The organism is Neisseria sp. P0001.S007 (genome assembly GCF_051963655.1).
GTDB lineage: Bacteria > Pseudomonadota > Gammaproteobacteria > Burkholderiales > Neisseriaceae > Neisseria > Neisseria subflava_A.
Genome location: NZ_JBQCUB010000003.1, coordinates 14,869 through 36,946, shown reverse-complemented (window position 1 = coordinate 36,946; position 22,078 = coordinate 14,869). Strand labels below are relative to the sequence as shown.

The following is a 22,078-nucleotide window of genomic DNA, read 5'->3' as shown; positions in this document are numbered from 1 at the left end:
CTTTATTCTTGTTTTCAGACGGCCTTTGAGAAAAGTATCAAGGCCGTCTGAAAACATTGACTGCGTGTTTATGATGAAATTTCCCCAAACTTGGGCAGCGCGTCTCGCCCACAAAATCCGCCAAACCAAACGCCTGTCGAAAAAGAGCATTGCCTTTCTGTTTTTGCTGGTAGGCTCGGCACTGGTTGCCCTGACGGCTTTGATGTTTGCGTACTTGGCGGATTTGGCTTTGGAATGGAACGCTTTGTTGGTGGGAAAATATCCGTGGTTCGCATGGGTGGCTTTGCCGCTGGGTTTGCCGCTTTTGGCGTGGTTTACGCGCAAATTTGCGCCGTACACTTCCGGCAGCGGTATTCCGCAGGTCATCGCTTCTTTGTCTTTGCCTTATGGTGCGCAGAAAACCCGTTTGATTCGTCTGGGCGAAACCTTTTTTAAGATTCCGCTGACGTTTTTGGGCATGATTTTGGGGGCGTCGATCGGCAGGGAAGGACCGTCTGTACAAGTGGGCGCGGCGGTGATGAACGCTTGGGGCGCGTGGTGTAAAAAGCACGGGCTGGCGTTTAGGGGCATGCAGGAAAACGATTTGATTGCCGCAGGCGCGGCAGGCGGTTTGGCGGCGGCGTTTAACGCGCCTTTGGCAGGCGTGGTGTTTGCCATCGAAGAATTGGGGCGCGGCGTGATTTTGCGTTGGGAGCGCCAAATCCTGATGGGCGTGTTGGCGGCCGGTTTCATTCAAGTGGCGATACAGGGCAATAACCCGTATTTCTCAGGTTTTCAAGGGCATGAGCTGCCAAACATGCTGATGTGGGCTGCGGTGTCGGGCATTATCTGTGGCGTGGCTGGCGGATTGTTCGGCAGCTTTTTGTATCGCGGCGCGGCGGCATTCGCACCGGTGCGCTGGCGCAGTTTCATCCGCCGTCATTTGTTGGTGGTCGCCTTTGTGATGGGTATCTTGCTGGCGCTGCTCGGTACGTTTTATCAAGGTAAAACCTATGGCACGGGCTATCACGAAGCCGCAGCCGCACTTAAAGGTGCGTATGAAGCGCCGTTCGGCTTGGCTGCCGCAAAATGGGCGGCGACCGTGTTCAGCTACTGGGCAGGCATTCCCGGCGGTATCTTCACGCCGTCATTAACCATCGGCGCGATGATAGGCGAACACATGGCTTCTTTCGCGCAACTGGGCGACGCGTCCAATGTCGCGGTTTTGCTTTGCATGGCCGCATTCCTTGCCGCCGCGACCCAATCGCCGTTGACCGCCGCTGTGGTGGTAATGGAAATGACAGGCGGACAAAATTTACTGTTTTGGATGCTGCTGACTTGCATCTTCGCTTCGCAAGTCTCGCGCCAATTCTCGCCGCATCCGTTTTACCATGCCGCAGGTTTGCGCTTCAGACGGCATATCGAAGCTGAAAGCGGACATGTTCAGCACGAGAAAAAAGAATAGGTCGGCATATAAAAGGCCGTCTGAAAATTGATTTCAGACGGCCTTTATTATGTCGTTTAAAGTTGTATTACGGTTTACTTAAACAGCAAAATCAGCAGCAAAACAACCGCAATCACACCCAGCCACAGGCTTTGGCGTTGCTGTACTTTGACCAGATGCACATAGGCATCGCGCATTTCCTGTTGGCGGTTTTCATCAACCAGCGCACTGATTTTACGCGGCAGGGAAGGGATGATTTGCGCCCAGTCGGGGGCTTCGTTTTTGAGGTTGCGCCAGAGGGCTTTGGGGCCGACCTGTTCGTTCATCCAGCGCACCAAAAACGGTTTGGCGGTTTTCCACAAGTCCAAATCGGGATCGAGTTGGCGGCCCAAGCCTTCGATGTTGAGCAGCGTTTTTTGCAGCAATACCAGCTGCGGTTGGATTTCGACATTGAAGCGGCGGCTGACTTCAAACAGGCGCATCAGCACCAAGCCGAAGGAAATCTGCGAAATCGGTTTATTGAACACAGGCTCGCATACGGCGCGGACGGCGGCTTCCAATTCTTCCGCACGCGTGTCGGCAGGCACCCAACCCGATTCGATGTGGGCGGTAGCGACGCGGTGGTAATCGCGGTTGAAGAAGGCGAGGAAGTTGATGGCAAGATAGCGCTTGTCGTAATCGGTCAGCGTGCCGACGATGCCGAAGTCAAGGGCGATGTAGCGGTTGTCGGCGGCGACCAAAATGTTGCCGGGGTGCATATCCGCATGGAAAAAGCCGTCGCGGAAAACTTGCGTGAAGAAGATTTCCACGCCGTAATCGGCAAGTTTGTGCAAATCAATGCCGTCGGCTTTGAGTTTGGCGATATCGGATACCGGCGTGCCGTCCATCCATTCGATGGTCAGCACGTCGCTGGTGCAGTAGTCGTAAAACACCTTCGGCACAATCAGCATATCGCTGTTTTGAAAATTGCGACCGAGCTGGCTGGCATTGGCGGCTTCGCGCATCAAATCCAATTCATCGTGCAGGTATTTGTCAAATTCGGCCACCACTTCGCGCGGCTTTAAACGCTTGCCGTCTGAAAACAAACGTTCTACCCAGCCTGCACCAAAGCGCATCAGCGACAAATCCTGTTCGATAACGGGCAAAAGGTTGGGGCGCAAGACTTTCACGGCGACTTGTTCGCCCGAATGCAGGCGGGCTTTGTGTACCTGGGCGATGGATGCGCTGGCGACCGGCTCTGTTTCAAATTCCGCGTATAAAGTGTCGATGGATTGTCCCAGTGATTTTTCGATTTGCGAACGCGAAAGCTGCGCGTCAAACGGCGGCACTTTGTCTTGCAGCCTTGCCAGTTCGACCGCGTAATCGTGCGGAATCAAATCGGGGCGCGTGGACAATACCTGTCCGAATTTGATGAAAATCGGCCCCAGGCTTTCCAACGCCAAACGCAGGCGCACGGCAGGCATCTCGTGTTTGAACTTGGACGACTGCGGCAGCATATTGAGGAAAGTCCGCGCCCAACCCGGACGGACCAGCGAGGCAATCAGTTCGGCAAGGCGGTAGCGGTAGAGCGTGCAGAGGATGGTTTTAATGCGTTTGAGGCGGTTCATGATGGACGCAGATAAATCGAAAAAACAGAATTATATAGGAAAAACGGGTAAGGGCTTCAGACGGCCTGAGACTTTTGCAAAAACATTTGCCGCATAGCCAATAATTTGATAAAGGCTAAGGTTTTGCCGCCTCAATAAAAAGACGAATATTCGCATCATAAATATTCATCGGCTACTTGCCCAAACCGCCGATTCAAGACATAATCGGGAAATGTGCAGGAGAGTGTTACACCCAACTACAATGTAACCACCGAAGGCGCAGACACCCTTAAATCGCTCAGGTATCAGGGACTGCACATTGAAACAAACAATCTGGAGAGCGGCGTTAGAATAACGTCCACCGAAGGGGAGAAGGCCGTCTGAACCACCATTCAGACAACCGCGCAAAGCAGTGAGCAGACTGGTTTGCCATCATGCGGATACGGCCGAAAATCTCAGGTTCAAGGACAGATAGGGTCATCCGCGCATAGGTGCGCGGGCGGCATCTGAACAAAAAATCCGGAGAAACTTGAGAATGACTGCTCTGAAAACCACCCCATTTCATCAAGCCCATCAAGATGCAGGCGCGAAGCTGGTAGATTTTGCCGGCTGGGAGCTGCCCATCCATTATGGTTCACAAATCGCCGAACACGAAGCCGTGCGCACCGACGCCGGTATGTTTGACGTATCCCATATGCTCGTTACCGACGTAGCAGGCGCAAATGCCAAAGCCTTTTTCCGCAAATTGATTGCCAACGATGTCGCCAAACTCGCTTTTGTCGGCAAAGCCCTTTATTCCGCTTTGCTCAACGACAACGGCGGCGTGATTGACGACTTGATCGTTTACCGCACCAATGAAGCCGAAACCCAATACCGCATCGTGTCCAACGGCGCGACCCGCGAAAAAGACACGGCGCAATTCCACAAAGTCGGACAAGAGTTCGGCGTTGCCTTCAATCCGCGCTACGACCTCGGCATGCTTGCCGTACAAGGCCCGAAAGCCATCGAAAAACTCCTGACCGTCAAACCTGAATGGGCGGACGTGATTCACGGCCTCAAACCGTTCCAAGGTGCAGACTTGGGCAACGACTGGTTTGTCGCCCGTACAGGCTATACCGGCGAAGACGGCGTTGAAGTGATTCTGCCGGGTACTGAAGCCGTCGCATTCTTCAAAGCCCTGCAAGCAGCAGGCGTACAGCCTTGCGGCCTCGGCGCACGCGACACCTTGCGCATGGAAGCCGGTATGAACCTCTACGGCAACGATATGGACGACAATACCAGCCCGCTCGAAGCAGGCATGGGTTGGACCGTTGACTTGAAAGATGAAAGCCGCGATTTCGTCGGTAAAGCCGCATTGGTGGCATTGAAAGAAAAAGGCGTTGCCGTCAAACAGGTTGGCTTGTTGCTCGATAAAGGCGGCATCCTGCGCGCGCATATGGAAGTGTTGACCGACAAAGGTCAAGGCGAAACCACCAGCGGCGTATTCTCCCCAAGCCTGAAACAATCCATCGCCATCGCCCGCGTACCGAAAGATTTTGACGGCGATACCGCCAAAGTGCTGATGCGCGGTAAGGAAGTGGACGTGCGCGTACTGAAGCTGCCGTTTGTCCGCAACGGTCAAAAACAGTTTGATTAATATCGGTTCAGACGGCCTTTATTTGTTAAGGGCCGTCTGGAAGCAGGTTTTAATTGTCGTCCGATACGGACGTTTGTAGAAAGCATTGAACAAGGCATCTATGAAGATGCCGTCTGAAAATAACCCCCTATCAATGGAGTATCAAACCATGAGCAACATCCCAGCAGAACTGAAATACGTTGCCAGCCACGAATGGCTGCGCCTTGAAGAAGACGGTACCATCACCGTCGGCATTACCCATCACGCGCAAGAGCTGTTGGGCGACATCGTGTTTGTCGAGCTGCCAGAAGTCGGCGCAAACCTTGCCGCCGAAGAGCAAGCCGGTGTGGTTGAGTCTGTAAAAGCCGCATCTGACGTATACGCGCCGATTGCAGGTGAAATCGTTGCCGTCAACGAAGATTTGCCAAGCGCTCCGGAAACTGCCAACAGCGACCCTTACGGCGCAGGCTGGTTCTTCAAAATCGAACCTGCCAACCCTGCCGATTACGACGGTCTGCTGACTGCCGAACAATACGCAGGCGAAGTAGCTTGATTTTTGCAAACATCCAAACAGGTTTTTCATCTGTTTGATATTGCAGGTCTTAGGTCGTCTGAAAAATGCTTTCAGACGGCCTTTGTTTCAATTTTTCCTCAGCAAACATGAATTACTGCGAATTTGTCGCCACGCTTCCTGACGATACGGACAACCCCAACAAACATTATCACGACACGCAATACGGTTTTCCGATTGAGGACGACAATGAATTGTTTGAGCGGCTGGTGTTGGAAATCAATCAGGCAGGATTAAGCTGGACGCTGATGCTGAAGAAGCAGCAGGCATTTCAGACGGCATTTAAAGGTTTCGACATCGATACGGTCGCCGCATTTGACGAAACCGATATTGAGCGACTGCTTGCCGATGCAGGCATCGTCCGCAACCGCCTGAAAATCAACGCAGCCATTTATAACGCGCGACAAATCAAACAAATACAGCAAGAATACGGCTCATTCAAAAACTGGCTCGATGCGAACCATCCGCTCGACAAGGCTGAATGGGTGAAACTGTTTAAAAAACATTTCAAATTTGTCGGCGGCGAAATCGTCGGCGAATTTTTAATGAGTACCGGCTACCTGCCCGGCGCGCATGTGGAAACCTGTCCGGTTTATAGGGAAATATTGGCATGTCGTCCAAAATGGGCGGAGGCCGTCTGAAACAACATCTGCAAGAAAAAACAGTGTTGATATCGATAACACCGAAGGAGTAGAAATGAAACTATCTGAATTGTTCAACCCGAACGAATTTGCCGCGCGCCATTTGAGTTTTGGCGACGAGGCTGCGCTTTTGGAAGCGCTCGGCGAGAAGAGCATGGACGAATTTGTCGGCAATACCGTGCCGCAAAGCATCCGTATGCCGTCCGAACTCGATTTGCCCGAGGCTTTGACCGAGGCGGACGCGTTGGCGAAATTGAAAGGCATCGCGTCGAAAAACGTGATCAACAAATCCTATATCGGTTTGGGCTATTACCCGACCCGCGTGCCGAACGTGATTTTGCGCAACGTATTGGAAAATCCGGGTTGGTACACCGCCTACACCCCGTATCAGGCGGAAATTGCCCAGGGTCGTTTGGAAGCTTTGTTGAACTTCCAACAAGTGTGTATCGATTTGACCGGTTTCCCTGTGGCAGGCGCGTCTTTGCTGGATGAGGCGACTGCTGCCGCCGAAGCGATGGCGATGGCGCACCGCGTGGGTAAAGTGAAATCCGAGCGTTTCTTTGTGGATGCGCGCGTGTATCCGCAAACTTTGGATGTGATGAAAACCCGCGCTAAATATTTCGGTTTTGAACTGGTGGTCGGCGATTTTGCCCAAGCGGATGAAGGCGAATACTTCGGTGCGCTGTTCCAATACGTCGGCAAAGACGGCGATGTGCAAGACTTGCAGGACGTTATCGGCCGTCTGAAAGCAAAAGGCACGATCGTTGCTGTTGCCGCCGACATCATGAGCTTGGTTTTGCTGAAATCGCCGGCCGAGTTGGGCGCAGATATTGCTTTGGGCAATACCCAACGCTTCGGTGTGCCGATGGGCTTCGGTGGTCCGCACGCTGCTTATTTCGCGTTTAAAGACGAGTTCAAACGTTCTGCCCCGGGCCGTATCATCGGCGTATCCAAAGACGCATCGGGCAAACCTGCCTTGCGCATGGCTTTGTCCACCCGCGAGCAACACATCCGCCGCGAAAAAGCGACATCCAATATTTGTACGGCACAAGCATTGCTGGCGAACTTGGCCGGTATGTATGCCGTTTACCACGGCCCTGAAGGCGTGAAACGCATTGCCAACCGCATTCATGCACTGGCTTCTGCCTTTGCCGATGCGCTGGTTTCAGACGGCCTGAATGTGGTTCACAAGGTCTTCTTCGATACCGTTACCGTCGATTTTGGCAGCAAAGAGAAAGCAGGCCAAGTGTTTGCTGCTGCTTTGGAGTCGGGTTACAACCTGCGCCGCGTCAACGATACTCAAGTTGCGGCTGCATTCCATGAAACGTCGGCATACGAAGATTTGGTCGATTTGTACCGCGCGTTTACCGGCAAAGATACGTTCACATTTGCCGATGACGTCAAAGGCCGTCTGAATGCCGAATTGCTGCGTCAGGACGACATTTTGCAACACCCTGTGTTCAACAGTTACCATACCGAACACGAAATGCTGCGCTATCTGAAGAAACTCGAAGACCGCGACTTGGCGATGAACCGCAGCATGATTTCATTGGGCAGCTGTACCATGAAGCTCAATGCGACTGCGGAAATGTTGCCGATTACTTGGGCAGAGTTCACCGACATCCACCCCTACGCCCCCAAAGACCAAGCCGCAGGCTACCACGCGCTTTTGACCGACATGGAAAACAGCCTGAAAGCCATCACCGGCTTTGACGCGATTTCCTTCCAGCCCAACTCCGGCGCGCAGGGCGAATACAGTGGCATGCTCTCCATCCGCCGCTATCAAGAAGCCAACGGCGAGGGACACCGCAACATCTGTCTGATTCCCAAATCCGCCCACGGCACCAACCCTGCGACTGCGGCCATGCTGGGTTTGAAAGTCGTCGTTGTCGATACCGACGAACACGGCAACGTCAACATCGACGATTTGAAAGCCAAAGCCGAGCAACACCGCGACGCTTTGTCCGCCATCATGATTACTTACCCGTCCACCCACGGCGTGTACGAAGAAGGCATCCGCGACATCTGCCGCATCATCCATGAAAACGGCGGACAGGTTTACATGGACGGCGCCAACCTCAACGCCCAAATCGGCATCATGCAGCCTGCCGAAGTCGGTGCGGACGTATTGCACATGAACCTGCACAAAACCTTCTGTATCCCTCACGGCGGCGGCGGTCCGGGCGTCGGCCCTATCGGTTTGAAAGCCCACCTTGCCCCGTTTGCACCGGGACACGCTTTGACCGACACCCACAGCGCCAGTGCCGACCAAACCGCCGTTGCTGCTGCGGCCTTCGGTTCTGCGTCTATCCTGCCGATTACTTGGATGTACCTGACCATGATGGGCAAACAAGGTATGGAGCAGGCAACACGCTGGGCATTGCTCAACGCCAACTACGTTGCCAAACGCCTGAGCGAAGACTATCCGATTCTGTATACAGGCAAAAACGGCCGCGTCGCGCACGAATGTATCGTCGATTTGCGTCCACTTAAAGCCGAAAGCGGTATCACCGAAACCGATATCGCCAAACGCCTGATGGACTACGGCTTCCACGCGCCGACGGTTTCCTTCCCTGTGGCCGGTACGCTGATGATCGAGCCGACCGAGAGCGAAAGCAAAGCCGAACTCGACCGCTTCATCGCCGCCCTGAAACAAATCAAACAGGAAGTGCTGAAAGTCGAGCGCGGCGAATGGCCGAAAGAGGACAATCCGCTGGTCAACGCTCCGCATACCGCCGCAGATGTAACCGGCGAATGGGCGCATCCGTACTCCCGCGAAGAAGCTGTCTTCCCGTTGCCGTTTGTCCGCGAACACAAATTCTGGCCGAGCGTCAAACGGGTAGATGAAGTGTATGGCGACCGCAATCTGGTTTGCTCCTGCTTGCCGATTGACGCATACGAAGATTAAGCCTGAATAGGTTTAAAATTGAACAGGCCGTCTGAAAATGAAAATAGTTTTCAGACGGCCTTTTGTTTGTTAAGATATTTCGCCCGAGAACATACATTTGTTTTTGGTAAAACAACAGATAAGGCATTCGGAAAAATAGACGGCGAATGCCTTTGTTTGCGGATAAAACCAAACTGCTCTCAACAACGATAAACACAAGGCCGTCTGAAAAACAGGAGGATACGATGGACGAACTTTTTATTCAAACGCTGACGATTGCCGGCTCCGATTCCGGCGGCGGCGCGGGCATACAGGCGGATTTGAAGACATTTCAGATGCGCGGCGTGTTCGGCACCAGCGTACTGACTGCGGTTACCGCACAAAATACTTTGGGCGTATCGGCAGTGCATCCGATACCGACCGACATGATTGCCGCGCAAATTGCCGCAATTCAGGAGGATTTCCAAATCCGCGCCTATAAAATCGGCATGCTGGGTACGGCGGAAATCATCGAATGCGTGGCGGAACAAACTGCCGAATGCGACTTCGGCAAACGCGTGTTGGATCCGGTCATGATTGCCAAAGGCGGCGCGCCGTTGTTGGAAAATTCAGCCGTCGAAGCCATGAAACGCCTGCTGTTGCCGCATACGGACGTATTGACCCCCAATCTGCCCGAAGCGCAGGCATTGACGGGTATCAATATTGAAAACCGCCAAGATGCGGAACGCGCCGCCAAAATTCTTCAGGATTGGGGCGTGAAAAATGTGGTGATTAAAGGCGGCCATCTTGCCGACAGCCAAAGCGAATATTGCACCGACTGGCTGTTTACGCCATACGAGACCATCGAGCTGAATAGCAAACGTTTCCCGACGCCGCATACGCATGGCACGGGTTGCACATTTTCTGCCTGCATCACTGCCGAGTTGGCAAAAGGGTTTAGCGTGTCCGAGGCGGTTCAAACGGCAAAAAACTATATTGCCGCCGCCATTTCCCATCCTTTGGGCATTGGGGCAGGGCACGGGCCGGTCAATCATTGGGCGTATCGGGACGAATAATGCGTTCAGACCAATTGTAATTGATTGTATTTTTCAGACGGCCTGACTAGGTTTATCACTTGAAATTGTTTACAATATCGGATTAATGCTTTTACGGATAAAAAAGACACCATGCAAGTTACCTCAAAATGGATAGACGGAATGTGCTTCGTCGGTACAACGGCAAACGGACACAGCGTTGTGATGGAAGGCGCGGCGGCTGAAGGCGAAGTCAAACGCGGCCCCAGCCCGATGGAAATGCTGTTGTTGGGTGTAGCAGGCTGTTCCAGCATCGATGTCGTGATGATTGCCGAGAAACAACGCCAAAAAATCACCGACTGCCGTGCCGAAGTGACTGCCAAACGCGCCGACACCGCGCCGCGCGTGTTTACCGAAATCCATATCCACTTCAAAGTGTATGGTCGGGATTTGCAGGAAAGCGCGATTGAACGCGCAGTACAGATGTCTGCCGAAAAATATTGCTCCGCATCGATTATGCTGGGCAAAGCGGCAAAAATGAGCCACAGCTTCGAGATCGTCGAAACAGAATAGGGCAGTTTCAGGGTGGGAGTATCGGAGCGTGAACCGGCTACCCACAAAAAAAGCAGATATATTCACGCATTAACATGAATATATCTGCTTGCTTTTTATTCCTTTTTCTCTCTCTCTATCAGCCTTTATAACTTGGCTTGTTGATCTCATTGTGCAAGTTTCGTTTAACATTGTCAACAATTTTTAATTATATTTTAAACAACCCCGAAAGCTGCAGGTTTGTAAACGCTTGCGCCTTAATACGGATACTGGGGAAACAGTATGGATTACGAAAATAATACCAACATTGCGCCTGCAACTTCATCGCTTATTTTGGAAGAGCGTCACGATTCGGAACTCTTCCGAGTGTACGCATTGATTTTGGACGGCATTACCGACCATCTGCTGTTGCCGGGCAAAAAACTGACCGAGTCCGAGCTTTGCCGGCAAATGGTTTGCTCGCGCAATACCGTGCGTGGCGCATTGTCACTTTTGGCGCACGATAAAATCGTCGATTTGCAGCCCAACCGCGGCGCATTTGTCCATGTGCCGGACTTGAAAGAAATGAAAGACGTGTTCAACACGCGTATCGAAATGGAAAGCATGATTTTGAGCGTCCTTATCGATATGCCTGATTTGGAAACGCGTCTGCAACCGCTTTACGCCATGATTGAGCAAGAGGGTGCAGCCTCCGAAAGCGGCGACCGCGTGGGTTGGAACCGCCTGTCCAATGCCTTCCATGTCGAATTGGCGCGGCTGCTGGACAACGATGTCCTGTTTGAAATCATGAATACCTTGTGCGCGCGCTCTTCATTGATTGTGGCCGTTTCCGATCCGCTTCGCAAAGAAAAGCGCAACATCGATTCCAATTCGCACCATGAACACCGAGAAATCCTCGATTTGTTGTTGGCAGGCAAGCGCAACCGTGTGACCAAAGTCATGCGCCGCCACTTGGGCGCGTGTATGGAACGCTTGGAACAAAAACTCGAGATGTAATCGGTTTGACAATAAAAAGGCCGTCTGAAATATTCAGACGGCCATTGGTTTATCCCTACAAAGCGAAACGCTATGAAACCCAAAATCCAAAGACACGAACATATCCTCACCCTTGTCCGCGAACATAACTTCATGACGGTGGAAGAGTTGGCGGCGAATTTGGATGTTACGCCGCAAACCATACGCCGCGATGTGCAGGAGTTGAGCGAGACCGGACAGCTCAAACGCTATCACGGCGGCGCATCTTTGGGCGACGTTTCAGTCGTAACGGCAGGGCAGGAGCGGCGCAACCATCAGCAGCAGGAAAAAAACGCCATTGCCCAATTGATCGCTTCCACCATTCCCGACAATGCCTCGCTCTTTATCAGCATCGGCACCACCATGGAAGCCGTTGCCGCCGAGTTGGTCAGACAGCGTAAAAACCTGCGGATTATCACCAACAATATCTACGCCGCCTCCATCACTGCGGCGCGTACCGACTACACGGTCATCATCGCTTCCGGCGTGGTCCGCCCATTGGATGGTGGTATTACCGGCGTGGCAACCGTCGATTTCATCAACCAATTCAAAGTCGACTATGCCATCATGAGTACCCACGGCATAGAAAACGACGGCTCGCTTTTAGATGACGATTACAAGGAAGTCAGCGTCATGCAGGCAATGGTGAACAATGCCCGCGTGCGCTATCTTGGCGTAGACCACAGCAAGTTCAACAGCAATGCCTTGGTCAGACTGGGCGATATCGGCGCATTTGATAAGCTGTTTACCGACCGCCCGCCATCTGCCGCCATGCAGAAAACCCTAAACGAACGCGGCGTGGCGTGGCAGGTTGCCGACCCTGTATCAAAGTAGCCAAGTCGGGTACAATTGAGCCATCATTCCATTCCTTTCAGACGGCCTGATTGAATATTTAGGCCGTCTGAAAACAGAAAATCATTTTCCTATCAAAGAAATATTATGTTGAATAAAGACCAATTCGCGGACAACCACTTTATCCGCACCATTATCGATGAAGACCTCAAAAGCGGTAAACATACAGCCATCCAAACCCGTTTCCCGCCCGAGCCGAATGGCTATTTGCACATCGGCCACGCTAAATCCATCTGCTTGAACTTCGGTTTGGCTTATATTTACGACGGCTTGTGCAACCTGCGTTTTGACGATACCAACCCTGAAAAAGAAAACGACGAATACGTCAACGCCATCAAAGAAGACGTCGAGTGGCTCGGTTTCCATTGGGCGGGCGAGCCGCGTTTCGCTTCCAACTATTTCGACCAGCTCTATGACTACGCCGTCGGTTTGATCAAAGATGGCAAAGCGTATGTCGATGATTTAACGCCTGAAGAAATGCGCGAATACCGCGGTACGCTGACCGAAGCGGGTAAAAACAGCCCTTACCGCGACCGCAGTGTCGAAGAAAACCTCGACCTGTTCACACGCATGAAAAACGGCGAGTTCCCCGACGGCAGCAAAACCCTGCGCCTGAAAATCGACATGGCTTCAGGCAACATCAATATGCGCGACCCCGTCATCTACCGTATCCGCCGCGCCCATCACCACAACACCGGCGACAAATGGTGCATTTATCCGATGTACGACTACACGCATTGCATTTCCGATGCCATCGAAGGCATCACGCACTCCCTGTGTACGCTCGAATTTGAAGCACATCGTCCGTTGTATGACTGGGTGTTGGACAACATTCCTGCGCCGCACGCCACCCGTCCGCGCCAATACGAATTTTCCCGTTTGGAGCTTCTGTATTCCATCACGTCCAAACGCAAGCTGAACCAACTGGTTTCAGACGGCCACGTTGCCGGCTGGGATGATCCGCGTATGCCGACCATTTCGGGTATGCGTCGCCGCGGCTACACGCCCGAAGGCCTGCGCTTGTTTGCCAAACGCGCCGGTATTTCCAAATCTGAAAACATCGTCGACATGAGCGTGTTGGAAGGCGCGATTCGTGAAGAGCTGGAAAACTCCGCTCCTCGCCTGATGGCGGTGTTGAACCCGCTCAAAGTGACCCTGACCAACTTTGAAGCCGGTAAAACCCAAAGCCGCCGTGCCGCGTTCCATCCGAACCACGAAGAAATGGGCGATCGAGAAGTACCTATTTCCCAAACCATCTACATCGAAGCCGACGACTTTGCCGAAAATCCGCCCAAAGGCTTCAAACGCCTGATTCCCGGCGGAGAAGTGCGTTTGCGCCACGGCTATGTGATTAAGTGTGATGAAGTAGTCAAAGATGAGGCAGGCAATGTGGTTGAACTCAAATGCAGCATCGACCACGATACCTTGGGCAAAAATCCCGAAGGCAGAAAAGTCAAAGGCGTGATTCATTGGGTTTCTGCCGAACACGCAGCCGAAATCAAAGTCCGCCTGTATGACCGCCTCTTTACCGTCGAGCGTCCCGATGCCGTGCGCGGCGAAGACGGCAATTACCTGCCGTTTACCGATTTCCTCAATCCAGAATCCATTAAGGAAATCACTGCTTACGCCGAACCTGTCGCAAAAAATTTGCCGGCAGAAAGCCGTTGGCAGTTCGAGCGTATCGGCTACTTCGTCACCGACCGCAAAGACCACAGCCCCGAGCATCCCGTGTTCAACCGCACGGTCACGCTGAAAGATTCTTGGCAGCCTAAGTAATCTGTTTGCAGTCGCTATATTGAAGGCCGTCTGAAAACTTGAAATCTGGTTTTCAGACGGCCTCTGTCGATAAAGGGATGAGATGGAACGTTATTCTGTACATTTGAAACTGCTGGGAATGGCGGTGTTGTGGGGCGCGTCCTGGCCGATGGGGCGGATGCTGGGGCAGTCGCTGCCGCCGCTGACGGGCGGGGCGGTTCGGTTTGTCTTGGCTTCGGTTTTGTTGTTGGGCTGGTTGTTTGTGCGCAGCAGGTTTGCGACTTTGGCGGCTTTATCGGCGCGGCAATGGCTGGGCTTGACTGCAGCCGCTTCCGTCGGCGTGTGCGGCTATGCGGTGTTTTTTATGCTGGGTTTGCAGACTATGCCGGCAGGCAAGGCGGCGGTGGTCGTGGCGGTAAATCCCGTGCTGACGCTGCTGATGGCGACTTGGTTTTTCGGCGAGCGTTTAAACGCGAAGATTTTGGCGGGTATGCTGCTGGCGGTTGGTGGTGCCATTATGGTGGTAACGCAAGGGCAGCCGTTGACAGTGTTATCGGGCGGCATCAAGGCAGGAGAGTGGCTGATTTTCGGTTGCGTGGTCTGTTGGGCGGCTTATACCTTAATCGGTCGCGCGGTTTTGCGCGGGATAGACGCGTTGACGGTAACAACGGCAACGTCGTTCATCGGCGCGCTGATGTTGTCGGTGGTGGCATTGTGGACGGACGGATTGCCTTTTGAGGCAATAGCGGCAATGGATGGACGCGGTTGGACAGCCTTGGCGTGGCTGGTCATCGGTGCGACGGTATTGGCCTATGCGTGGTATTTTGAAGGCGTGAAGACTTTGGGTGCAGGCAGCGCGGCGGCGTATATTACGCTCGTGCCGATTTTTGGCGTGCTGTCTTCGGCGTGGTTTTTGGACGAACCGCTGCATATTTCACTGGTCGCAGGTTGTGCGGCGGCGGTTGGTGGCATGACGCTGATGCGGTATGGGCAAAAGGCCGTCTGAAGTTGGGCAAATACTCGGATTTTTGATGATAAGATTGCGGTTGCCACGTTACTTCCAGCCGTAATCTTATTGAAGGATAAGACCAAGGTCTCGGCCTCAGTGTTCGATTTAAAAATTTGACACCCTGCCTCCAACTGCCTAAAATTCAACTTTCTCAAAAATCTACCGTATCCTGCGGCACGATTTCATCCTTTCAGACGGCCTTTGTGCCATCTCTCTGATACCATTCAAAATATATCAATACTATGCACGTTTCAGAACTCCAAACCCTCCACATTTCCAAACTCTTGGAAATGGCAGAAGAACATGGCATTGAAAACGCCAACCGTTTCCGCAAACAAGACCTCGTTTTTGCCATCGTCCGCCAGATGATGAAGCAGAATGTCAGCTTCACCTGCTCCGGTACACTTGAAATCCTGCCTGACGGCTTCGGTTTCTTGCGCAGCGCAGATACTTCTTACCTTGCCGGCCCTGACGATATTTATGTTTCGCCCACGCAAATCCGCCGCTTCAATCTGCACACCGGCGACACCATCGAAGGCAGCGTGCGCGTACCTAAAGACAACGAGCGGTATTTCGCGCTTGTCCGCCTTGATACCATCAACGGCGATCAGCCCGAAGTCTGCAAACACAAAATCCTTTTTGAAAACCTCACGCCTTTATTCCCAACCGAACAATTCAAACTCGAGCGCGACATCAAAGCCGAAGAGAATCTGACCGGCCGCGCCATCGACTTGGTTTCCCCAATCGGTAAAGGCCAACGTGCATTGTTGGTGGCGCCGCCTAAAACCGGTAAAACCGTGATGTTGCAAAACATTGCCCATGCCATTACCGCCAATTATCCCGATGTCGAACTGATTGTCCTGTTGATTGACGAGCGTCCGGAGGAAGTGACCGAAATGAGCCGTTCTGTACGCGGCGAAGTGGTTTCCTCTACGTTTGACGAACCTGCGCAACGCCATGTACAAGTGGCTGAGATGGTGATTGAAAAAGCCAAACGCATGGTCGAACACAAAAAAGACGTGGTCATCCTGCTGGATTCGATTACCCGTTTGGCGCGCGCCTACAATACCGTCGTGCCGACTTCGGGCAAAATTCTGACCGGCGGTGTCGATGCCAACGCTTTGCACCGTCCGAAACGCTTTTTCGGCGCAGCGCGTAATGTGGAAGAGGGCGGTTCGCTTACCATTATTGCGACAGCGCTTGTTGAAACCGGCAGCCGCATGGACGACGTGATTTACGAAGAGTTCAAAGGTACGGGCAATATGGAATTGCACCTTGACCGCCGCATGGCAGAAAAACGCCTGTTCCCGGCCATCAGCATCAATAAATCTGGTACGCGCCGCGAAGAATTGCTGGTGCCGAACGATCAGTTGCAACGTATGTGGCTCTTGCGCAAATTCCTGCATCCTATGGACGAAATCGAAGCAACCGAGTTTTTGGTGGGCAAACTCAAAGACTCTAAAAACAATGACGATTTCTTTGAATTGATGCGCGGTAAATAAGCATAGGGCCGTCTGAATATGTTTCAGACGGCCTTTACTTTGCTTGAGGAATCTTTATGACCATCCGAATGAATTGGCAAAACTTATTGTCCACCCAACGCTTCCGTACCAAAAACGGCGAAATCGTGCCGACCGTTACCCCTTCGACTCAGGAAGGTGCCGATGCCTTGCGTACGGATTTTCACATCGATTACGACCGGGTCGTTTTTTCCGGAGCCTTCCGCCGCCTTGGCCGTAAAACGCAGGTACATCCGTTGGCGCAACATGACTTGACGCACAACCGCCTGACGCACAGCGTTGAAGTTGCCAGCGTGGGCAGGAGCTTGGGCAACCGCGTGGGCGTGATGTTGCACAACGGCGGTTTTCTGCCGCAGGGCAATACGCCCAGCGATATTGGTGCCGTGGTGCAGGTTGCCTGTTTGGCACATGACTTGGGCAATCCGCCGTTTGGCCATACCGGCGAAGATGCTTTGCGTGATTGGTTCAGACGACCTGAACATCAAATTTATCTGAACACATTAAACGAAGCGGAACGCAACGACATTCAAACCTATGAAGGCAATGCGCATAGCCTGCGTATCGTCGCCAGTCTTGAAATGTATCCGGAGGCGGGCGGAATGCGCCTGACTGCGGCAGCCATCGGCGCATTGCTGAAGTATCCGTGGACAACGCAACATCCGAACGGCAGAAAGAAATTCAATATTTATCAAACCGAGTTGCCGTTTATCCGTCAAGTTGCTGACGAATTGGGGCTGGTTTCCGCAGGAGCAGACAGCTGGGCGCGCCATCCTTTGTCTTATTTGATGGAGGCTGCCGACGATATTTGTTACGCCTTGCTGGACTTGGAAGATGCCGTCGAATTGGATTTACTCATGGATACGGAAGTGGAGAGTATCTTGTCCGAGCTGACCTTTGCCGAAAGCGCGTGGCACGCCAGCTCCAGTCGTCAGCGTTGCGCCATGTTGCGAGGTATTGCGATTGGCAAGGCGATTGATGATGTTGCGCAAACCTTTATGCTGCATCAGTCCGATTTGTTGGACGGAACATTCAAAGGCAAAGACTTGCTTGCTCTGTGTAGCCCGCAAGTGCAAAACACTTTGGCAAAAGCGAAAGAATTGGCGCAAACACGGATTTTTCGTCATCACACCAAGCTCTTGACCGAGATTGCCACGTTCCCATGCTTAGGCTCCATTTTGGATTTGCTCGTCCCTGCCGCCTATGCCCTGATTGCAGAAAAACAGTTGGCAACGCGTCAGTCTTTGGCGTTGGAGTTGTTGAAAAAGCACAATCCGATTCTTCCTGAAGACAGTCTGTATCAGGCCTATATGAAAATTTTGGATTTTGTCGGCGGTATGACCGATAATTCCGCCGCCAAAATGGCGCAGGATTTGTCAGGAGTAGGGATTTTACGTTAATTTTATATTGTTTAATTTCAATTAGTTAAATAAAAATATAAAAAATTTCTGTGAAAAAAGTAGACAGGTTTCAGTAAAGCCTATATTATTCGGTCTTCTTGATTCACAACGCACTTGCGAGGTGATGAGGATGCACCCGTAGCTCAGTTGGATAGAGTATCTGGCTACGAACCAGAGGGTCGGGCGTTCGAATCGCTCCGGGTGCGCCACAAGATTTATCCGCGCCCATCGTCTAGCGGTTAGGACATCGCCCTTTCACGGCGGTAACCGGGGTTCGATTCCCCGTGGGCGTGCCAGTTTCCAAAAAACGCAATCTGTTTCAGATTGCGTTTTTTTATTGCATTTACTGTTTGTATTCTAAGGCTGTCTGAAACGCTCAGCAACTCAAGAGACAGAAGTATGTAAAATAAATTGCCCAGACTTTTGTCATCTATATGCGCTTTTCAATCTCATTTTACCATTGTCAACCCCCAATTTATTGACAACAGTATTCATCTTAAAAATTCCCAAACCTGAATTTACATGATTTCATATTTATAATTTATTGATTTTAGAAGATAAAAATATACATTTAAACTTTTCTTAAAAAATGCCGTCTGAGATAAAGACAAGACGGAATATCTCTGTTAATGTGTAAATGTCAGCCGGCCTTTGCTGGTTTTTTATTGAAACCATTTGGGAGTCAATTATGAATATGAATGTTAAATTAATCGTTCCTGCCGTTTTGGCGGCTGTTGCCCTGACTGCATGTAGCAGCGGTTCTAAAGCCAAACCTGAAGCTAAAGCTGCGCCTACTGCGCAACAACAAACCCAAGCTCAGGCTCAACAAGCTCAAGCTCCAGTACCTAATACTTTGAAAGTAGACTCTATCGACGGTAAAAAAGAAGTTCACTACAAATGCGGTAAAGACGGCAAAGAGCCTTTGAGCGTAATGTACGGCTTCAAAGGCAACGAAGTTGTTGCCGCCCAAGTAAAATACAAAGGCCAATTAACTGAAAACCTGTTCCGTATCACTGACAGCAGCAAAGATGTAAACGCATTCTGGGGCGGTAATGTCGCTTGGGTTGCTGAAGCAGCCACTGCAGCCAACGTAGACAAAGTTGACGGCAACATGCTGACTATCCGCGGTACTACCGAAGTAAACGGCAAACAAGAAGTGGTTGATCAAATCGTTACCCGCTTCTGCGCATTGGACAAAGGCGCGAAAGCTGCCGTTAAACCTGCTGCTAAAAAAGCGAAAAAATAATCTTTTACCGACAGCTTTAAACGCTGGGTAAAATAAAACAGGCCGTCTGAAAAGTTTTCAGACGGCCTGTTCTTTTGAGTGGTTTAACCCAAGAACCAGAATTTCAGTGCCCACAACACGGCGACGATCCATACCATAGGCGGTACGTCTTGAGTGCGGTTGCACAAGAGTTTGATGAGTGCGTAGCTGATAAAGCCGAATGCAATACCGTCGGCAATCGAGTAGGTAAACGGCATGAAGACGATGGTCAGGAATGCCGGCGCGGCTTCGGACATGTCGTCCCAATCGATTTCGCGCGCGCTACGCAACATTTGCGCGCCAACATAGAGCAGGGCGGGTGCGGTAGCGAATGCAGGGATACTTTGAACCAGTGGGGAGAAAATCAGACAGGCCAACATCAGTACGCCGACGGTAACGGCAGTCAGGCCGGTACGGCCGCCGGCAGAAACGCCTGCCGCGCTTTCAACGTAAGGAGTAGTAGAAGAAGTACCCAAGGCGGCGCCTGCGATAATGGCGGTAGAGTCGGCAAGCAAGGCACGTTTCAAACGCGGCAGTTTGCCGTCTTGCAACAGGCCTGCGCGGTGGGAAACGCCGACCAATGTGCCGGTAGAGTCAAACAGGTCAACCAGGAAGAATACAAAAATCACACTGACCATGCTGACGGTGAACAAGCCTTTGAAGTCCATCTGCATGAAGGTTGGCGCAATGCTCGGAACTTCGCCGACCACGCCTTTGAACTCGCTCAAGCCCAAGATGGTGGAGATGGCGGTCAGCGTCAGAATAGTAATGATGATGGAGCCTTTGACGCGGAAGTGGCCAAGTGCAACCACCATCACGAAGCCTGCCATTGCCAGCAGGGCGGTAGGCTGGTGGATGTCGCCCAAACCGACCAATGTGGCAGGATTAGCCACAATCACGCCTGCGCCTTTGAGTGCAATCAATGCCAAGAAGAGGCCGATACCTGCGGCAATCGACATTTTCAAGCCCATAGGCAGGGCGTTGACCAGCATTTCGCGCACTTTAAAGAAGCTGAAAAGGATGAAAATAATGCCGGAGATGAAGACGGCACCCAAAGCCACACGCCAGTCCACGCCCATGCCTTTGACGACGGCAAAGGTAAAGTAGGCGTTCAAACCCATGCCCGGAGCGAGGGCGATCGGGTAGTTACCGACAAAGCCCATCACGAAACAGCCGATGGCGGAGGCGATACAGGTGGCCACAAATACTGCGCCCATATCCATGCCGGTTTCGCCCAAAATCAGGGGATTGACGATGATGATGTAGCACATGGCGAGGAAGGTTGTCACACCGGCCATAATTTCCGTGCGCACGTTGGTCTGATTGGCGTTGAGGTTGAATAATCTTTCCAAAACGCTTTGATTTGAAGAACTCATTCGAGATATTCCTTTTGGGAAAGCCGTTCGAGGACGGCATCAGCGGGTTTAACTGCCGGAAGCTCGGATTTTGGCCTTAACTTCTAAACAGATAAGGGAATTTTCGGGCGGTATTATACTGAAAAGCCTTTTGTTCGGGTAATAAAAATACATGAATCAGATAATGCCGGGCCGAACCAAGATAAAGGCCGTCTGAACAGTTTCAGACGGCCTTTGTTTGTGTGTGCTTATACCGGTTTGCCTTTCAGGGAGAAGGTGTAGGCTTCGGTGATTTCCAAATCGATCATTTGGTTGATCATGTCGGGTGTGCCGGTAAAGTTGACCACACGGTTGTTGGCGGTACGGGCTTGCAGTTGGTCAGGGTCTTTTTTGGAGATACCTTCAACCAAGCAGCGTTGAACCGTGCCGACCATGGTTTGGTTGATGCGCGCGGTTTCGGCTTCGATGACTTCGTTCAAAGCTTCGAGGCGGCGCACTTTTTCTTCGTGCGGCGTGTCGTCGTGCAGGTTGGCGGCAGGCGTGCCAGGGCGCGGACTGTAAATAAAGACGAAGCTCAAGTCGAAGGCAATGTCTTTGACCAGTTTCAAGGTTTGCTCGAACTCGCGCTCGGTCTCGCCCGGGAAGCCGACGATAAAGTCGGAGCTGAGGCACAGGTCAGGACGGATGGAGCGCAGTTTGCGGATGATGGATTTGTATTCCAAGGCGGTGTAGCCACGTTTCATCGCGCTCAATACGCGGTCGGAACCGCTTTGAATCGGCAGGTGCAGGTGTGAAACCAGCTTCGGCAGGTCGCGGTAGCACTCGATAATCGCGTCGGTAAATTCGCGCGGATGGCTGGTGGTAAAGCGCAGGCGTTCGATGCCGGGGATTTCGTGGACGATGCGCAACAAAGTGGCAAAGTCGCAGATTTCGCCGTTTTCCATTTCGCCGCGATAGGCATTGACGTTTTGGCCTAGGAGGTTGATTTCTTTAACGCCTTGTTGCGCCAAACCGGCAATCTCGGTCAATACGTCGTTGAGCGGGCGGGAGAATTCTTCGCCGCGGGTGTAAGGGACGACGCAGTAAGAGCAGTATTTAGAACAGCCTTCCATGATGGAAATGAACGCCGAACCGCCTTCTACGCGTGCAGGCGGCAGGTGGTCGAATTTCTCGATTTCGGGGAAGGAAATATCGATTTGCGACAGGCCGGTGGTTTCTTTGTCAACGATGAGTTTGGGCAGGCGGTGCAGCGTTTGCGGGCCGAAAACCACGTCCACATACGGAGCGCGTTTGACGATGTTTTCGCCTTCTTGAGAGGCAACGCAGCCGGCAACGCCGATGATGAGGTCGGGATTTTTTTCTTTGAGCGGACGTACGCGGCCTAAGTCGGAGAAGACTTTCTCTTGCGCTTTTTCACGCACGGAGCAGGTGTTGAACAAGATGATGTCGGCGTCGTCAGGTTGGGTAACTTGTTCGATACCGCCGTGTTCTTCGGCGAGGACGGACAGCATTTTTTCGCTGTCGTACTCGTTCATTTGGCACCCGAAGGTGCGGATAAATACTTTTTTCATGGTTTGTTTTGATTGATTTGCTTGTTGTAAAAGGGTTCAGACGGCCTTTGAAT

17 protein-coding genes, 2 tRNA genes and 1 riboswitch are annotated in these 22,078 nt (G+C 52.1%); of the genes, 16 read left to right on the top strand and 3 right to left on the bottom strand.

Annotation, left to right across the window (positions count from 1 at the left end):
* Positions 1-73 precede the first annotated feature (73 nt).
* On the top strand, positions 74-1,444 hold the full coding sequence (locus ACTHRE_RS04255) for a chloride channel protein (protein WP_377073726.1): 1,371 nt from the start codon (positions 74-76) through the stop codon (positions 1,442-1,444).
* 74 nt (positions 1,445-1,518) lie between these two features.
* Here ACTHRE_RS04255 and ubiB read toward each other — a convergent pair whose 3' ends face one another.
* Positions 1,519-3,030 (bottom strand): ubiquinone biosynthesis regulatory protein kinase UbiB, encoded by a 1,512-nt coding sequence (gene ubiB / locus ACTHRE_RS04250; RefSeq protein WP_070649421.1) that lies wholly within the window; start codon positions 3,028-3,030, stop codon positions 1,519-1,521.
* 206 nt (positions 3,031-3,236) lie between these two features.
* A riboswitch (glycine riboswitch) is annotated at positions 3,237-3,334 on the top strand.
* Between the two features lie 210 nt (positions 3,335-3,544).
* Here ubiB and gcvT point away from each other — a divergent pair.
* The 15 genes from gcvT (at position 3,545) to ACTHRE_RS04175 (ending at position 19,081) form a co-directional block, all read left to right on the top strand.
* On the top strand, positions 3,545-4,645 hold the full coding sequence (gene gcvT / locus ACTHRE_RS04245; protein ID WP_440344871.1) for a glycine cleavage system aminomethyltransferase GcvT: 1,101 nt from the start codon (positions 3,545-3,547) through the stop codon (positions 4,643-4,645).
* A 133-nt stretch (positions 4,646-4,778) separates the two neighbouring features.
* Positions 4,779-5,177: a glycine cleavage system protein GcvH gene (gene gcvH / locus ACTHRE_RS04240; RefSeq protein WP_070713536.1), complete on the top strand. Its 399-nt coding sequence runs from the start codon at positions 4,779-4,781 to the stop codon at positions 5,175-5,177.
* 107 nt (positions 5,178-5,284) lie between these two features.
* On the top strand, positions 5,285-5,836 hold the full coding sequence (locus ACTHRE_RS04235; protein ID WP_070734735.1) for a DNA-3-methyladenine glycosylase I: 552 nt from the start codon (positions 5,285-5,287) through the stop codon (positions 5,834-5,836).
* Positions 5,837-5,891: 55 nt separating this feature from the next.
* The gene (gene gcvP / locus ACTHRE_RS04230) at positions 5,892-8,744 is read left to right on the top strand and encodes an aminomethyl-transferring glycine dehydrogenase (RefSeq protein ID WP_440344872.1); all 2,853 of its coding nucleotides are present in this window, start codon (positions 5,892-5,894) and stop codon (positions 8,742-8,744) included.
* 224 nt (positions 8,745-8,968) lie between these two features.
* Positions 8,969-9,778, top strand: coding sequence for a bifunctional hydroxymethylpyrimidine kinase/phosphomethylpyrimidine kinase (gene thiD / locus ACTHRE_RS04225; protein WP_049328565.1), 810 nt, complete (start codon positions 8,969-8,971; stop codon positions 9,776-9,778).
* Positions 9,779-9,889: 111 nt separating this feature from the next.
* Positions 9,890-10,309: an OsmC family protein gene (locus tag ACTHRE_RS04220; protein ID WP_003679886.1), complete on the top strand. Its 420-nt coding sequence runs from the start codon at positions 9,890-9,892 to the stop codon at positions 10,307-10,309.
* Positions 10,310-10,570: 261 nt separating this feature from the next.
* The gene (locus tag ACTHRE_RS04215) at positions 10,571-11,284 is read left to right on the top strand and encodes a GntR family transcriptional regulator (RefSeq protein WP_107810448.1); all 714 of its coding nucleotides are present in this window, start codon (positions 10,571-10,573) and stop codon (positions 11,282-11,284) included.
* A 72-nt stretch (positions 11,285-11,356) separates the two neighbouring features.
* Positions 11,357-12,136: a DeoR/GlpR family DNA-binding transcription regulator gene (locus ACTHRE_RS04210; protein WP_377073640.1), complete on the top strand. Its 780-nt coding sequence runs from the start codon at positions 11,357-11,359 to the stop codon at positions 12,134-12,136.
* 105 nt (positions 12,137-12,241) lie between these two features.
* Positions 12,242-13,930, top strand: coding sequence for a glutamine--tRNA ligase/YqeY domain fusion protein (locus ACTHRE_RS04205; protein ID WP_440344873.1), 1,689 nt, complete (start codon positions 12,242-12,244; stop codon positions 13,928-13,930).
* 82 nt (positions 13,931-14,012) lie between these two features.
* The gene (locus tag ACTHRE_RS04200) at positions 14,013-14,915 is read left to right on the top strand and encodes a DMT family transporter (RefSeq protein WP_377073638.1); all 903 of its coding nucleotides are present in this window, start codon (positions 14,013-14,015) and stop codon (positions 14,913-14,915) included.
* A 245-nt stretch (positions 14,916-15,160) separates the two neighbouring features.
* The gene (gene rho, locus ACTHRE_RS04195; RefSeq protein WP_003680905.1) at positions 15,161-16,420 is read left to right on the top strand and encodes a transcription termination factor Rho; all 1,260 of its coding nucleotides are present in this window, start codon (positions 15,161-15,163) and stop codon (positions 16,418-16,420) included.
* Positions 16,421-16,476: 56 nt separating this feature from the next.
* The gene (locus ACTHRE_RS04190) at positions 16,477-17,835 is read left to right on the top strand and encodes a deoxyguanosinetriphosphate triphosphohydrolase (RefSeq protein WP_377073637.1); all 1,359 of its coding nucleotides are present in this window, start codon (positions 16,477-16,479) and stop codon (positions 17,833-17,835) included.
* A gap of 132 nt (positions 17,836-17,967) precedes the next feature.
* Positions 17,968-18,044 (top strand) — tRNA-Arg (locus ACTHRE_RS04185).
* A gap of 12 nt (positions 18,045-18,056) precedes the next feature.
* Positions 18,057-18,131 (top strand) — tRNA-Glu (locus ACTHRE_RS04180).
* A 392-nt stretch (positions 18,132-18,523) separates the two neighbouring features.
* Complete coding sequence (locus tag ACTHRE_RS04175; protein ID WP_070646681.1) at positions 18,524-19,081, top strand: hypothetical protein; 558 nt, start codon at positions 18,524-18,526, stop codon at positions 19,079-19,081.
* Between the two features lie 83 nt (positions 19,082-19,164).
* Here ACTHRE_RS04175 and ACTHRE_RS04170 read toward each other — a convergent pair whose 3' ends face one another.
* Positions 19,165-20,475 (bottom strand): NCS2 family permease, encoded by a 1,311-nt coding sequence (locus tag ACTHRE_RS04170; RefSeq protein WP_377073636.1) that lies wholly within the window; start codon positions 20,473-20,475, stop codon positions 19,165-19,167.
* A gap of 227 nt (positions 20,476-20,702) precedes the next feature.
* On the bottom strand, positions 20,703-22,025 hold the full coding sequence (gene miaB / locus ACTHRE_RS04165) for a tRNA (N6-isopentenyl adenosine(37)-C2)-methylthiotransferase MiaB (protein WP_107792313.1): 1,323 nt from the start codon (positions 22,023-22,025) through the stop codon (positions 20,703-20,705).
* Positions 22,026-22,078: the final 53 nt, after the last annotated feature.

Coding starts and splice junctions, on each gene's coding strand:
- ACTHRE_RS04255 (WP_377073726.1), top strand. CDS start 74: ATGAAATTTCCCCAAACTTGGGCAGCGCGTCTCGCCCACAAAATCCGC.
- ubiB (WP_070649421.1), bottom strand. CDS start 3,030: ATGAACCGCCTCAAACGCATTAAAACCATCCTCTGCACGCTCTACCGC.
- gcvT (WP_440344871.1), top strand. CDS start 3,545: ATGACTGCTCTGAAAACCACCCCATTTCATCAAGCCCATCAAGATGCA.
- gcvH (WP_070713536.1), top strand. CDS start 4,779: ATGGAGTATCAAACCATGAGCAACATCCCAGCAGAACTGAAATACGTT.
- ACTHRE_RS04235 (WP_070734735.1), top strand. CDS start 5,285: ATGAATTACTGCGAATTTGTCGCCACGCTTCCTGACGATACGGACAAC.
- gcvP (WP_440344872.1), top strand. CDS start 5,892: ATGAAACTATCTGAATTGTTCAACCCGAACGAATTTGCCGCGCGCCAT.
- thiD (WP_049328565.1), top strand. CDS start 8,969: ATGGACGAACTTTTTATTCAAACGCTGACGATTGCCGGCTCCGATTCC.
- ACTHRE_RS04220 (WP_003679886.1), top strand. CDS start 9,890: ATGCAAGTTACCTCAAAATGGATAGACGGAATGTGCTTCGTCGGTACA.
- ACTHRE_RS04215 (WP_107810448.1), top strand. CDS start 10,571: ATGGATTACGAAAATAATACCAACATTGCGCCTGCAACTTCATCGCTT.
- ACTHRE_RS04210 (WP_377073640.1), top strand. CDS start 11,357: ATGAAACCCAAAATCCAAAGACACGAACATATCCTCACCCTTGTCCGC.
- ACTHRE_RS04205 (WP_440344873.1), top strand. CDS start 12,242: ATGTTGAATAAAGACCAATTCGCGGACAACCACTTTATCCGCACCATT.
- ACTHRE_RS04200 (WP_377073638.1), top strand. CDS start 14,013: ATGGAACGTTATTCTGTACATTTGAAACTGCTGGGAATGGCGGTGTTG.
- rho (WP_003680905.1), top strand. CDS start 15,161: ATGCACGTTTCAGAACTCCAAACCCTCCACATTTCCAAACTCTTGGAA.
- ACTHRE_RS04190 (WP_377073637.1), top strand. CDS start 16,477: ATGACCATCCGAATGAATTGGCAAAACTTATTGTCCACCCAACGCTTC.
- ACTHRE_RS04175 (WP_070646681.1), top strand. CDS start 18,524: ATGAATATGAATGTTAAATTAATCGTTCCTGCCGTTTTGGCGGCTGTT.
- ACTHRE_RS04170 (WP_377073636.1), bottom strand. CDS start 20,475: ATGAGTTCTTCAAATCAAAGCGTTTTGGAAAGATTATTCAACCTCAAC.
- miaB (WP_107792313.1), bottom strand. CDS start 22,025: ATGAAAAAAGTATTTATCCGCACCTTCGGGTGCCAAATGAACGAGTAC.